This is a genomic window from Achromobacter sp. SX5 (genome assembly GCF_056711425.1).
Map to the genome: position 1 here is coordinate 98,769 of NZ_CM160041.1, position 12,270 is coordinate 111,038.

The 12,270-nt window shown below is 68.9% G+C and carries 13 protein-coding genes; 4 read left to right on the forward strand and 9 right to left on the reverse strand.

The window, feature by feature from the left end:
• Positions 1-17 precede the first annotated feature (17 nt).
• A complete protein-coding gene (locus AC1M14_RS00450; RefSeq protein ID WP_209166043.1) occupies positions 18-644 on the reverse strand; it encodes a LysE family translocator in 627 nt (208 codons plus the stop codon).
• A gap of 99 nt (positions 645-743) precedes the next feature.
• Here AC1M14_RS00450 and AC1M14_RS00455 point away from each other — a divergent pair, with 99 nt between their 5' ends.
• Together AC1M14_RS00455 and metC are read left to right on the forward strand one after the other, a co-directional pair.
• Complete coding sequence (locus AC1M14_RS00455) at positions 744-1,457, forward strand: nitroreductase (protein ID WP_102772962.1); 714 nt, start codon at positions 744-746, stop codon at positions 1,455-1,457.
• Between the two features lie 80 nt (positions 1,458-1,537).
• On the forward strand, positions 1,538-2,731 hold the full coding sequence (metC, locus tag AC1M14_RS00460) for a cystathionine beta-lyase (RefSeq protein ID WP_102772963.1): 1,194 nt from the start codon (positions 1,538-1,540) through the stop codon (positions 2,729-2,731).
• A 15-nt stretch (positions 2,732-2,746) separates the two neighbouring features.
• Here metC and AC1M14_RS00465 read toward each other — a convergent pair whose 3' ends face one another.
• From AC1M14_RS00465 to argS, 5 genes are all read right to left on the reverse strand, one after another.
• Positions 2,747-3,694 (reverse strand): alpha/beta hydrolase, encoded by a 948-nt coding sequence (locus AC1M14_RS00465; protein WP_479730752.1) that lies wholly within the window; start codon positions 3,692-3,694, stop codon positions 2,747-2,749.
• A complete protein-coding gene (locus tag AC1M14_RS00470; protein ID WP_479730753.1) occupies positions 3,691-4,899 on the reverse strand; it encodes an ABC transporter substrate-binding protein in 1,209 nt (402 codons plus the stop codon). The genes AC1M14_RS00465 and AC1M14_RS00470 overlap by 4 nt, the downstream gene beginning before the upstream one ends.
• Positions 4,900-5,035: 136 nt before the next feature.
• A complete protein-coding gene (locus tag AC1M14_RS00475; protein WP_102772966.1) occupies positions 5,036-5,665 on the reverse strand; it encodes a thiol:disulfide interchange protein DsbA/DsbL in 630 nt (209 codons plus the stop codon).
• Between the two features lie 79 nt (positions 5,666-5,744).
• A complete protein-coding gene (locus tag AC1M14_RS00480; RefSeq protein WP_102772967.1) occupies positions 5,745-6,446 on the reverse strand; it encodes an SPOR domain-containing protein in 702 nt (233 codons plus the stop codon).
• A 9-nt stretch (positions 6,447-6,455) separates the two neighbouring features.
• Positions 6,456-8,153, reverse strand: a complete 1,698-nt coding sequence (argS, locus tag AC1M14_RS00485) for an arginine--tRNA ligase (RefSeq protein ID WP_209165486.1) — start codon at positions 8,151-8,153, stop codon at positions 6,456-6,458.
• Positions 8,154-8,451: 298 nt separating this feature from the next.
• Here argS and AC1M14_RS00490 point away from each other — a divergent pair, with 298 nt between their 5' ends.
• Entirely contained in the window at positions 8,452-8,799 is a 348-nt protein-coding gene (locus tag AC1M14_RS00490; RefSeq protein ID WP_111826221.1) for a DUF1840 domain-containing protein, read from the forward strand.
• 85 nt (positions 8,800-8,884) lie between these two features.
• Entirely contained in the window at positions 8,885-9,202 is a 318-nt protein-coding gene (locus AC1M14_RS00495; protein WP_102772970.1) for a hypothetical protein, read from the forward strand.
• 84 nt (positions 9,203-9,286) lie between these two features.
• Here AC1M14_RS00495 and AC1M14_RS00500 read toward each other — a convergent pair whose 3' ends face one another.
• From AC1M14_RS00500 to AC1M14_RS00510, 3 genes are read right to left on the reverse strand one after another with little or no spacing between them, the layout of a single operon-like run.
• On the reverse strand, positions 9,287-10,087 hold the full coding sequence (locus AC1M14_RS00500; RefSeq protein WP_102772971.1) for a carbohydrate ABC transporter permease: 801 nt from the start codon (positions 10,085-10,087) through the stop codon (positions 9,287-9,289).
• A complete protein-coding gene (locus AC1M14_RS00505) occupies positions 10,084-10,959 on the reverse strand; it encodes a carbohydrate ABC transporter permease (RefSeq protein ID WP_102772972.1) in 876 nt (291 codons plus the stop codon). Before AC1M14_RS00505 ends, AC1M14_RS00500 begins: the two co-directional genes overlap by 4 nt.
• A 13-nt stretch (positions 10,960-10,972) precedes the next feature.
• On the reverse strand, positions 10,973-12,268 hold the full coding sequence (locus AC1M14_RS00510; protein WP_102772973.1) for an ABC transporter substrate-binding protein: 1,296 nt from the start codon (positions 12,266-12,268) through the stop codon (positions 10,973-10,975).
• Between the last annotated feature and the right edge of the window lie 2 nt (positions 12,269-12,270).

Sequence of the window (12,270 nt, forward strand, 5' to 3'; positions counted from 1 at the left end):
CGCAGGCGTCGCGCGCCTCAGCGCGACGCCGTCGCCAGCCGCAGCGCCAGGCCCACGAACACCAGCGCGGCGATGCGGTTGAGCCAGCGCTTGGCGCGGACCGAGCGCTGCAGCAGTTCGCCGAACGCGCCCGAGAAAAACGCGATCGCGCCGAACACCAGCAGCGTGGACAGCATGAACACGGCGCCCAGCTGCATGGTCTGCGCGCCCACCGGTCCCTGCGCCGGCGAGGTGAACTGCGGCAGGAACGCGAAGAAGAACAGCAGCACCTTGGGGTTGGTCAGGTTCATCACGATGCCGCGGCGGTACAGCGCGCCCGGCTTCATGGGCGCCGGGGCGGCGCCCGTCTCGCCGCCGACCGGCGCGCGCAGGATCTGCCACGCCAGATAGGCCAGGTAGGCGGCGCCGGCCAGCTTGAGCACGGTGAAGGCCACCGGCGAGGCCGCGAACACGGCGGCCAGCCCCACGGCCACGGCGGCCGTATGGACCAGCAGCCCGGTGCACAGCCCGAACACCACCAGCATGCCCGCCTTGCGGCCCCAGATGGCCGATTGCATCAGCACGAACAGGTTGTCCGGCCCCGGGGTCAGGGCCAGCAGGACGGCGATGCCGAAGAATGCGATCAGGGTGTCTAGGGGCAGCATGGAGATGTCCGCAAGCGAGGGGCCGCTACGGGGCGGGCCGGAAATGGCATGATAAAGGCAAAGACGAACCACCAGACCCGAACCAGGAGACCCCGACCCATGCCCGCCGCCGCCACGTCCCGCCCGCAAGACGCCCAAGATCCGCGCCCCGACGCCGCGCTCGAAGCCTGGCTGCACGCCCGTCACAGCTGCCGCGCGTTCCTGCCCGAAGCGGTGGAGCGCGCCACCATCGAACGCATCCTGGCGCTGGCGCAGCGCACGGCTTCGTGGTGCAACTGCCAGCCCTGGCAGGTGGCGGTCACCGAGGGCGCGGGCACCGAGCGCCTGCGCCAGGCCTTGCAGCGCCGCGCGCAGCAGGCCGGCTTCACGCCGGACTTTCCGTTCCCGCGCGAGTACCAGGGCGCCTATCTGGCGCGGCGGCGCGAGGCCGGCTTCCAGCTCTACGAGGCCGTCGGCGTGGCGCGCGGCGACCGCGAGGCCTACCGCCGCCAGGAAATGCGCAATTTCCAGTTGTTCGACGCGCCGCACGTGGCCATCGTCACCACCGACGAGGCGCTGGGCGAATACGGCGCGATGGACTGCGGCGGGTATGTGGCCAATTTCCTGCTGGCGGCCCAGGCCAACGGCGTGGCGACCGTGCCGCAGGCCTCGCTGGCCATGTATCCGGAAGTGCTGCGCGAGGTGCTGGGCCTGCCCGCCGACCGCCGCGTGGTGTGCGGCATTTCGTTCGGCTACGCCGATACCGCGCATCCCGCCAACAGCTACCGCACCCGCCGCGCGCCGCAGTCCGAAACCGTCACCTGGGTCGGCTGATCCGGGACAGGCCGCGCGCCGCCTGATAAGGTTCACCCTATCCGTTTTCCTCCGTCCACCCGCCAGCCGTTCTTACGAACATGCCTACCAAACACATCGATACGCTCTTGCAGCATGCGGGCACCGCCCCGTTCAACCCCGAAACCGGCAACGCGCCGGTGCCGCTGCCGCCGATGCGGGCCAGCACGGTGCGCTTCGCGAACATGGCGGCGCTGGAGCAGGCGCAGCGCAGCAAGGCCGCCGGCGGCCGCGCGGCCACCTACGGCCGCATGGGCATGGACACGCACGCCGCGCTCGAACAGGTCTTCACCCAGCTCGAAGGCGGCACGCACTGCTACCTGGCGCCCTCGGGCCTGTCGGCCATGACGCTGGTGATGCTGGCGCTGTGCTCGGCCGGCGACCACGCCCTGATCTCGGACTGCGTGTACGGGCCGATGCGCGAACTGGACGATGCCGTGCTCAAGCGCATGAACATCGACATCACCTATTTCGCGGCCGGCGAAGACCTGGACGAACTGGTCCGTCCCAACACCCGCCTGCTGTACGTGGAGTCGCCGGGCTCGCTGCTGTTCGAGATGCTGGACATGGGCGCGCTGGCCGCCGTGGCGCAGCGCCACGGCCTGGTGCTGGCCACCGACAACACCTGGGGCTCGGGCTATATCTACCGTCCGCTGACCCTGGGGGCGCAGGTCTCGGTCATCGCCGGCACCAAGTACGTGGGCGGGCACTCCGACCTGATGCTGGGCGCGGTGGTCACCAACGACGAACAGATCGCCCGCAAGCTCAACCGCACGCAGTACGCGATGGGCTATTCCATCAGCGCCGACGACGCCTGGCTGGCGCTGCGCGGCGTGCGCACCATGCCCATCCGCATGGCCCAGCACGCGCGCCACGCGCTGCAGGTGTGCGAGTTCTTCAAAAGCCGCCCCGAGACCGTGCGCCTGTTCCATCCGGCCTGGCCGCAGGACCCGGGCCATGCGCTGTGGCAGCGCGACTGCACCGGCTCCAACGGCATGCTGTCGGTCGAGCTGCGCCTGTCGCCGGCGGCGGCGCGCGTGTTCGTCGATTCGCTGACGCTCTTCGGCATCGGCTTTTCCTGGGGCGGCTACGAAAGCCTGGTGCAGCTGGTGTCGGGCAAGGACTTGGCCAAGCACCGCTACTGGGGCGACGGCGACAACGCGCTGGTGCGCCTGCACATCGGCCTGGAATCGCCCGAGGACATCATCGCCGACCTGACCCAGGCGCTGGAAAAGGCCGCCGCCGTGCGCGAGTAAGGCGGCGCGGCGCGCTCAGGCGGCCGCGCCGCGTATCCAGGCGCCGATGCGCGCGGCGATATCGTCGCTGTTGTCGTCCATCATGGGCATGTGCGAATTGCCGGCCACGCCCATGTCGGCCAGGCGCCAGGTCTGCACGCGCGCGCCCTGCCGCGCCAGTTCGCCGGCATAGGCCTGGCCGGCGGCGCACAGCTTTTCCCACAGCGGCGTCGCGTCCAGGTAGTCGCCATAGACGAACAGAAAGGGCTTGTCCGCCACGGCCGCGGCCGCCACCTCCGGCGAGAAGCCCGAGGGCTCGATGCCGATGACGCCGCGCACCAGGTCCGGGCGCGCATGCAGCGCGCGGTAGGCGACCTCGCCGCCGTGGCTGTGCGCCATCACCAGGCACGGCCCCACGCGCTCCAGCGCCGCGCAGAATCCCCGCAGCGCCGCATCGTTGTTGCCCAGCCAGCGCGGCACCGCGTGGCGGATGAAGGCGTCGAACGCCGCCACCGGAAAGCGCTGTCCCGCGAATGGCCGGCGCGCCGCGTAGTCCTCGGCGCGGCCGAAGCGAAACAGCGTCCAGCTTTCCTCGGCGTTGCGGATGATGGGCGGCTCCGGCCAGACTTCCTGGAACGGCGCCCAGCCCGCGCGGCCGCGCTCGACGTTGTCCACCACATACACCGCATGGCCCTGGCGCAGGAAATGCTGCATCCAGCCGGGCCGCCCGTCCGGCGTCTGCTCCCACATCGCGCCGGTCATGCCGCCGCCGTGCAGCATCACGATGGGCAGCGGATGCGCCAGCGCGGCCGGAATGAAGTACTGCACGTAGGCCTGCTCGAAGTGGTAGAGGCCGTTGGGGTCATAGGCCAGCGAGGCGCTTTGCGTGAATGCGATGTCGCGTCGCGGCAGGCCGTCGATGCGCACCTGCCGTCCGCCCGCGTAGAAGCTGCCGAAATCGGCCAGCGCCAGCGTCCGCGTCATGGCTTGACCAGCGGGCACTGGCTGTCCGACAGGGGCCAGGCCAGCGTGGCGCCCGGGATGGTGCGCACGATGTTGTAGTAGTCCCACGGCGCCTTGGACTGCGCCGGCGTCTTGACCTGCGCCAGCATCATGTCGCGCACCACCAGGCCGTCTTCGCGGATGCGCGCGTTCAGGCTGAACGGATCGTCGATGGGCAGCGATTTCATCTTCGCCATGACGGCGTCGGCCTCGACCGTGCCGGCGGCCTTCACGGCCTGCAGGTAATGGCGCACCGAGCCGTAGACGCCGGCCTGCAGGAAGGTGGGCGGACGTCCCACGCGGGCTTCGAATTTCTTGGCGAAGGCGCGCGTGCCGGCGTTCATGTCCCAGTAGGACGGCACGGTCAGGTAGGTTTTCTGCGCGGCCTGCAGCCCCAGGCTGTGGACGTCGGTAATCAGCAGCAGCATGGCGGCCAGTTGCTGCGCGCCGCCGATGCCGAATTCCGCCGCCTGCTTGATGGCCGATATGGTGTCGCCGCCCGCGTTGGCGATGGCGATGATCTGCGCCTTGGAGGCCTGCGCCTGCAGCAGGAAGGAGGCGAAATCCGATGCATTCAGCGGGTGGTAGACGGTGCCGGCCACCTCGCCGCCGTTGGCCTTGACCACGGCTTCCGTGTCCGCCGCCAGCTGCTTGCCGAAGGCGTAGTCCGACGCCAGGATGAACCAGCGCTTGTTGCCCTCGTTGACCACCGCGGTGGCCGTGCCGCGCGACAGCGCATAGGTGGTGTAGGTCCATTGCACGCCGTAGGGCGAGCACTGCGCCTGCGACAGCGCGGTGGTGCCGGGGCTGGAGAACAGCACCAGTTTCTTCTTCTCGCGCGCGATGCCCTGCACCGCCAGCGCCACCGAGGAGTTGGGCACGTCCACCACCACGTCCACGCCGTCGGTGTCGTACCACTTGCGCACCATGCTGCTGCCGATGTCGGGGCGGTGCTGGTGGTCGCCCGACACCAGCGAGATGGGCTTGCCCAGCACGCTGCCGCCGATTTCCTCGATGGCCAGCCGGGCCGCCTCGACCGAGCCCTTGCCGGTGGCGTCGGCGGTCACGCCCGCCATGTCGGTGAGCACGCCGATCTTCACGCCGTCGGCGTCGCTGGCATGCGCCAGGCCCGCGGCCAGCGCCAGGCACAGGCCGGCTGCACGGCCGCGCAGGATTTGCTGTTTCATGTCTTCCTCCCCTTGATATGCCGCCGCCGCGGCGATTTATTGTGGGAAAAGTGTAGCGTGGCCGCGGCGGCCCGGACACAAAAAAACGCCCCGGCCAGTGAAGGCTCGGGGCGTTGCGGACCGGGGTCCGGGCGCGTCAGTTGCGCGCCATCGGGATCAGGCGGTCGACTTCCTTAAGCGCGCCTTCGTAGCTGTTGCCGGCCATGACGGGCGAGGTCATGAACTTGCCGCCGACGGCGAAGGACGGCGTGCCTTCGATGCGGTAGGCCTCGGCCAGCTGGGTGGCGCGCTGCACCTGCGTCTGCACGCTGAACGAATCGAATACCGAGTCGAACTTGGCGCGGTCCACGCCTTGCGCGGCGACCCATTCGCCCATGGCCTTCTTGTCGAACAGGCGTTTGTGTTCGCCGTGGATGGCGGTGAAGACCTTGGGATGCAGGTCGGCGCGGTCCAGGGCCAGCAGCGTGTAGTACAGCTGCTGCAGCGGCTTCATGCCGGCGTTGAAGGCGATGGGAACCTGCTTGAGCACCACATCCTCGGGCTTGGTCTTGGCCCAGTCCTCGACCAGCGGTTCGATCGCCGCGCAGTGCGGGCAGGTGTAGGCGAAGAACTCCAGCACTTCCACCTTGCCCGGGGTGTCCGACGGCAGCGGCGGATTGATGGGCACGTATTGCTGCGTGCCCTGGGCGTGGCTCGCCGGGCTGAGGAACGTGGTGGCGGTCAACGCGGCCGCGGCCAGGATGCGAATAATCTTGGGGGACAGCATGGATGAGAGGTTCCTGAGCAAAAAAGTTACAGACAGGGGCGGGGCCGCATAAGTTCCGTCCGCCTCCGCGGACGGCCGCTTACTGGCGCACCACCGCGGTTTCGATCTTGTTCTCGCCCAGCCGGCCGCGGGCGCGGTTCATGTCGTCCAGGCGGGCGAACGGCCCCACCCTGACGCGGTTGATGGGCTTGCCGCCGACCTCGGCCTTCTGCACCGCGACCGGCAGGCCCAGCAGGATGATGCGGGCCTTGAGGGACTCCGCATCGCTTTCGCCGCGGAATGCGCCGGCCTGCAGGTAGTAAGTGCCGGTGGCCGCGGGAGCCGGCTTGGCGGCCGGCGCCGGGGCCTTGGAGATCGGCGTGGGCGGCGCGGCGCTGGGCGCGGGCGCGGCCGGGGCGGCCTGGCGGGTGGACGGCAGCGTGGCGATCAGCGCACCCAGGTCGTCCATCTTGGAGGGCGGCTCATCGGTCTTGGGGGCGGCGGTGCCTGCGCCGGGCAGCGGCGCGGGGGCCGTCGCGGTCGGGCCGGTCGGGGCCGGGCCCGCGCCGCCGTCGCGCCCGTACAGGCCGGCGTTGGGGTCGGGCGCCAGGCGGGGATCGGGCAGCTTGCCGGTGTCGCCCTGGCGGCTGGCCCGGTCCACGAAGGGCACGGGCGCCTTGGTGACGTAGAAGGCGACGACGGCGGCCACGATCAGGCCGAGGAGCAGGCCGGCCAGCGCCCCGTACAGGGTGCTGCCGCTTTCGCCGGAGGAACGGCGGGAGGTTTTGCGCTTGGTTGCCATGAACCGATGTTACATCCGCTCGGGCGCCGAGACGCCCAACAGCGCCAGCCCGTTGGCCAGCACCTGGCGCGTGGTCGAGGCCAGGCGCAGGCGCGCCAGCTTAAGCGCGGTATCGTCGACCAGCACGCGCTCGGCGTTGTACCAGGCGTGGAAGTCCGAGGCGCAGTCGCGCAGCCAGAAGGCGATGTGGTGCGGCGACAGCTCCTGCGCGGCCAGCGCGATCACGTTGGGGAATTCGGCCAGGCGCTGCATCAGCGCGAATTCGGTCGGGGCGGTCAGCAGCGCGGCGTCGGCCTGGGCCACGTCGGCGGCCGGCATGGCGGCGTTGGCGATCACCGAGCAGATGCGGGCGTGCGCGTACTGGATGTAGTAGACCGGGTTCTCGTCGCTCTTGGACAGCGCCAGGTCCACGTCGAACACGAACTCGGTATCGGCGCGGCGCTGGATCAGGAAGTAGCGCACCGCGTCGCGGCCGACCCAGTCGATCAGGTCGCGCATGGTCACGTAGCTGCCGGCGCGCTTGGAGATCTTGACCTCTTCGCCGCCGCGCATCACCTTGACCATCTTGTGCAGCACGTAGGACGGGTAGTCCTTGGGGATGCCCTCTTCCAGCGCCTGCAGGCCGGCGCGCACGCGCGCCACGGTGCCGTGGTGGTCGCTGCCCTGGATATTCACGGCGCGGTGGAAGCCGCGCTCCCATTTGGCCTTGTGGTAGGCCACGTCGGGCACGAAGTAGGTGTAGCCGCCCTCGCTCTTGCGCATGACGCGGTCTTTGTCGTCGCCCGTGCCCAGCTCGGTGGTGCGCAGCCACAGCGCGCCGCCTTCTTCGTAGGTGTGGCCGCCGGCGATCAGCGCCTGCACGGTGGCCTCGACCCGCCCGGAGGTGTAGAGCGAGCTTTCCAGGTAGTAATTGTCGAACGCCAGGCCGAAGGCCTGCAGGTCCAGGTCCTGCTCGCGGCGCAGGTAGGCCACGGCGAAGACGCGGATGTCGTCCAGGTTGTCGACGTCGCCCGAGGCGGTGACGTCCACGCCGTCGGAGTGCACGGTGGCGCGGGCCTGGAAGTCGCGCGCGATGTCGGCGATGTAGTCGCCCTTGTAGCCGTCGGCCGGCCATTCGGGGGAATCGGTGCTCAGGCCGCGGGCGCGCGCCTGCACGCTGATGGCCAGGTTGTTGATCTGGTTGCCGGCGTCGTTGTAGTAGAACTCGCGGGTCACGTCCCAGCCGCTGGCGTCGTACAGGCGGCAGATGGCGTCGCCCAGCGCGGCCTGGCGGGCATGGCCCACGTGTAGCGGGCCGGTGGGGTTGGCCGACACGAATTCGACCAGGATCTTCTCGCCGCTGCGGGGCGCGCGGCCGAAGTCGGCGCCCTGTTCGGCCACGGCGGCGATGACGGCCTGGCGGGCCGCGGCGGTGACGCGCAGGTTGATGAAGCCGGGGCCGGCGACCTCGGCGCTTTCGACCAGGCCGGCCGCGCCGGGCTGCGCCATCAGCGCGTCCACGATGGCCTGGGCCAGTTCGCGCGGGTTGCGGCGGGCCGGCTTGGCCAGCTGCATGGCCACGTTGGTGGCGACGTCGCCGTGGGCGGCGACCTTGGGGCGCTCCAGCAGCACGTTGGCCCGGGCCGCATCGGCGGCGGCGTCGGGCAGGCTTTGCGCGACGGCGGCCTGGATCAGGGAGATAAGCTGTTTCTGTTGCTCGAGGAGCATGGGCGTCTGGAGAGTTCTGAGTTGGTGACGGACGCGCCCGCGCGGGGCGGAGCGGACAGGATGGGGCGCTCTGCCTGCCGGTGGGCCGGCGGCCGCGCGCATGCCCGGTTTCGGGGCGGCGCAGGCCCTCCTGTCACGGGAATCCCCTGAATCATAGCTTGATTTGGCGGGCGGCCCGGCGCGCGCGGGGTCTGCGGGGGACGGATGGCCCGCGGGCGTATCCGCGGGGCGGGACCCTAGTTGGCATCCCCCGGGCGTTGCGGTAGTGTATGTAAGTAATCATTGTGGAGACCGGAATATGTTGATCACCTTTCACTCCAAGGTCGTGGCCGAGGTCCTGATGCTGACCGACCATGCCAGCGCGCTGCTGCACGCCGCCGGCAAGTCCTTCGGAGACAAGATTCCGGAGCGCGGCGTTTTCACCGTGGAACAGCTGCAGCCCGCCATCGACGGCATCGAGCGCGCGATCGAGGACTACCAGCGCGCCCACGAAGGCGCCGAGGACGAGGACGAAGACAAGCCGCCGGTGTCCCCGATGGCCCGCATGGTGGGCATGAAGGAGCGCGCCTTCCCGCTGCTGGACATGATGCGCCAGTCGCTGGCGGCCGGCGCGGAAGTCACCTGGGAAGTGTCGCGCGGCTGGTAACCCGCGGGCCAATGTCGCCGGACCGACAATCTGGCGGCGCTTTTTTCCCTACGCTTCTGGGCTGACGCCTTTTGAAGGAACCCCCATGCGCAGCGACATCACCATCGTTTTCGATCCCCGCCGTTCCGTGGACCTCGCGGCCGACGTCGAACCGTCTCCCGAGCGCCAGAACCAGGCCCGCGACTGGTTCGACGGCGCCTGGGAAACGCTGGGCTGCGAGCCCCTGCGTCCCAGCGGCAAGGTGCTGCTGCTGGACAAGGTGCTGGGCGTGGCGGACGCGCTCGGCTACGACACCCTGTCCACCGACGAAAAAGAAGCCCGCGAATTCGCCGAGAACCTGGCGCTGGCGCTGGAACGGCCGCGCATCACGGTGGACCTGCCGGGGCTGACGGTGGGGTATTAGAAGGGGTTCGCCCCGATGGGTTTCGCGCGTTCTGCGCCGGGGCCCTTGTCCCGACAGTTGTCGCGCTGCACCCATCGGCCGCCGCTACCTGATCCCCGCCCGCATGAACGACTGCACGAACTGGCGCTGGAACAGCAGGAACGCGATCAGCAGCGGCGCGGCCGACATCAGCGTGGCGGCGGTGATGACCGACCAGTCGATGCCCTGATCGGTGGACGAGAACACCTGCAGCCCCACCGTCAGCGGGCGCGACTCCACCGAGTTGGTGATGATCAGCGGCCACAGGAAGTTGTTCCAGTGGTGGCTGACCGACACCAGCCCATAGGCCACGTAGATCGGCTTGGCCAGCGGCACGTACACCTTCCACAGGATCTGCAGCGCGTTGGCGCCCTCCATGCGGGCGGCCTCTTCGAGTTCGCGCGGCACGGTCTTGAAGGTCTGGCGCAACAGGAAGATGCCGAAGGCCGAGGCGAAGTACGGCAGGCCGATGGCGAACACCGTGTCGCGGATGCCGAGCTGGCTCATGGAGCGGTAGTTCTCCACCAGCAGCACGTCGGGCATGATCATCAGCTGCAGCAGCACCAGCATGAAGACGAAGTCGCGGCCGCGGAATTCCAGGCGCGCGAACGCATAGCCCGCCAGGGTGGACAGCACCAGCTGCGCGGCCAGCACCATCGTGACGAGCAGGAAGGTGTTGAGGAAGTAGCGCGGGAACGGCGCGGCATGCCAGGCCCGCACGAAGTTGTCCAGCGTCAGCGGCGCGAACAGGTCGAAGCGGGTGGCGTAGGCGGGCGGGTGGAACGCCGCCCACATGGCGTACGCCAGGGGCAGGATCCACAGCAGGCCGAGCGCCCAGGCGCCCAGGGTATCGAGCTTGTCTTTCATTGATAGTGCGTCCTGCGGTCCAGCCAGCGGAACTTGACCAGCGCGGTCAGCGCCAGCACCACCAGCAACACGACGGTCAGCGTGGCGGCGTAAGCCGTGTCCCAGAAACTGAAACCCACCTGGTAGATGTAGTACAGCAGCAGCGTGCTGGCGTTGTCCGGCCCGCCGCGCGTCATGACCACGACGTGGTCCACCAGCCGGAAGGCGTTGATCAGCGCGTTGATGAGCACGAACAGCGTGGTCGGCATCAAGAGCGGCCAGAGGATGCGGCGGAAGTACTGCCAGCGCGAGGCGCCTTCGAGCATGGCGGCTTCGCGCAGCGACGGCGAGACGGTCTGCAAGGCGGCCAGGTAGAAGATCATGAAAAAGCCCGCTTCCTTCCACACGGTCACCAGCATCAGCGCCGGCAGCGCGGTTTCGCGCGAGCCCAGCCAGTTCGGCCCGGGCGTGCCGAAAAGCTGCATCACCTGCGCGATCAGGCCGTACTGCGGGGTGTAGAAGAACAGCCAGATATTGGCCACCGCCACCATCGGCAGCACCGTGGGCGTGAAGTAGGCCATGCGCAGGAACCCGCGCCCGCGCAGGTTGCGGTTGACCCAGAGCGCCATGATCAGCGCGATGCCGATGGAGGTGGGAATGGTGCCCAGCGCGAACCACAGGTTGTTCCACAGGGACTGCCAGAACACCGGATCGTCGCGCATGAGCGCGTAGTTCTCCAGCCCCACGTAGCGCGCCGGACGCGCGCCCTTGGGGGTGGAGAAAAAGCTGTGCCATAGCGTCGCCAGCGCCGGGTAGTGCGTGAACGCGGCGAGCAGCACGATGGCTGGCAGCAGAAGCAGCCAGCCATAAAGCGCATTCAAAGAGCGGCTCATCATGCTTGTCGGTTTACTTGTAGGAACGCAGTATGCGGTCGGCCTCGCGCTGGGCGTCGGTCAGCGCCTGCTGGGGCGTCTTGGAGCCCGTCAGCGCGGCCTGCAGCGCATCGTTGAGCGTCTTGGTGACGCGCTGGTTTTCATGCGTGGAGAACTCGGCCACGCTGACTTCCAGCTGGTCGCGCGCGACCGTGGCGGCCGGCACTTCCTGCGCGTACTTCTTCATCTTCTCGGTTTCCCAGGCGGCCGGGGTCACCGCGACGTAGCCGGTCGCGATGCTCCAGTCGGCGGCGCGTTCGGGCGTGGTGACCCACTGCGCGAACTTGAGCGCGGCCTGCTGCTGCTCCGGCGTGCCGCTCTTGAAGATGTAGAAGTTGCCGCCGCCGGTCGGGCTGCCGCCGCGCTTCTGCTTGGGCATCATGGCGACGCCGAACGGGAAGTCGGCGTTCTTGCGGATGTTGGTCAGGTTGCCGGTGGTGGTCCAGACGATGGCGGCCTTCTTTTCGAGGAAGTCCTTGGGCGTGGTGCCCCAGTCGATGGTGCCGGCCGGCATGATCTTGTGCTTGGCCGACAGGTCGTGCCAGAACTGCGCGGCCTCGACCACCGCCGGCTTGTCCAGGTAGACCTCGTTGCCGGCCTCGTTCATCAGGATCGCGTCGTTCGGCGTGGTCAGCGCCTGGAACAGCCAGTAGGCGAACGCGCCGCCCGAGGGGATCTCGATGCCCCACTGCGTGGTGTTGCCGGCGGCGTCCTGCTTGGTCAGCTTCTTGCCGTACTCGACCAGTTCGGCCCAGGTGGCCGGCGCGCGTTCGGGGTCCAGCCCGGCGGCCTTGAACAGGTCCTTGTTGTAGTACATGACGATGGTCGAGCGCTGGAACGGCACGCCCCAGGTGTGGCCGCCGGTGCGGCTGTTCTGCATGAAGGCGTCATAGAAGCCGCCCAGCCACTTCTTGTCGGCCTCGCTCTTGGCCAGGCTGTCGATCGGGACGATGGCGTCCTCGTCGATCAGCGTGAACATGTCGGTCGACAGCAGCACCGCCAGCTGCGGCGGGGTGCCGCCCTTGAGCGCGGTCAGCGCCTTGGCGATCGAGTCCTGGTAGGAGCCGGCGTAGATCGGCTTGATCCGGATGTTGGGATTTTCCTTCTGGAAGTCCGCCACCATGTCGTCGACGATCTTGGTGATGGGGCCGCCCACGGCGACCGGGTAATAGAACTCGACCTCGACGGGCTTGTTCTGCGCCTGCGCAGGCAGCGAAAGGCAGGCGGCGGCCAGGCTGGCGGCCAGGGTCTTCAGTACGGTGCGTCGCATGT

Excerpts from the sequence above, each read along its gene's own strand:
- AC1M14_RS00475 (WP_102772966.1), bottom strand. The coding sequence starts at position 5,665 with ATGCTGTCCCCCAAGATTATTCGCATCCTGGCCGCGGCCGCGTTGACC.
- AC1M14_RS00505 (WP_102772972.1), bottom strand. The coding sequence starts at position 10,959 with ATGAGCCGCTCTTTGAATGCGCTTTATGGCTGGCTGCTTCTGCTGCCA.
- AC1M14_RS00510 (WP_102772973.1), bottom strand. The coding sequence starts at position 12,268 with ATGCGACGCACCGTACTGAAGACCCTGGCCGCCAGCCTGGCCGCCGCC.
- argS (WP_209165486.1), bottom strand. The coding sequence starts at position 8,153 with ATGCTCCTCGAGCAACAGAAACAGCTTATCTCCCTGATCCAGGCCGCC.
- metC (WP_102772963.1), top strand. The coding sequence starts at position 1,538 with ATGCCTACCAAACACATCGATACGCTCTTGCAGCATGCGGGCACCGCC.
- AC1M14_RS00480 (WP_102772967.1), bottom strand. The coding sequence starts at position 6,446 with ATGGCAACCAAGCGCAAAACCTCCCGCCGTTCCTCCGGCGAAAGCGGC.
- AC1M14_RS00470 (WP_479730753.1), bottom strand. The coding sequence starts at position 4,899 with ATGAAACAGCAAATCCTGCGCGGCCGTGCAGCCGGCCTGTGCCTGGCG.
- AC1M14_RS00500 (WP_102772971.1), bottom strand. The coding sequence starts at position 10,087 with ATGAAAGACAAGCTCGATACCCTGGGCGCCTGGGCGCTCGGCCTGCTG.
- AC1M14_RS00455 (WP_102772962.1), top strand. The coding sequence starts at position 744 with ATGCCCGCCGCCGCCACGTCCCGCCCGCAAGACGCCCAAGATCCGCGC.
- AC1M14_RS00490 (WP_111826221.1), top strand. The coding sequence starts at position 8,452 with ATGTTGATCACCTTTCACTCCAAGGTCGTGGCCGAGGTCCTGATGCTG.
- AC1M14_RS00450 (WP_209166043.1), bottom strand. The coding sequence starts at position 644 with ATGCTGCCCCTAGACACCCTGATCGCATTCTTCGGCATCGCCGTCCTG.
- AC1M14_RS00465 (WP_479730752.1), bottom strand. The coding sequence starts at position 3,694 with ATGACGCGGACGCTGGCGCTGGCCGATTTCGGCAGCTTCTACGCGGGC.
- AC1M14_RS00495 (WP_102772970.1), top strand. The coding sequence starts at position 8,885 with ATGCGCAGCGACATCACCATCGTTTTCGATCCCCGCCGTTCCGTGGAC.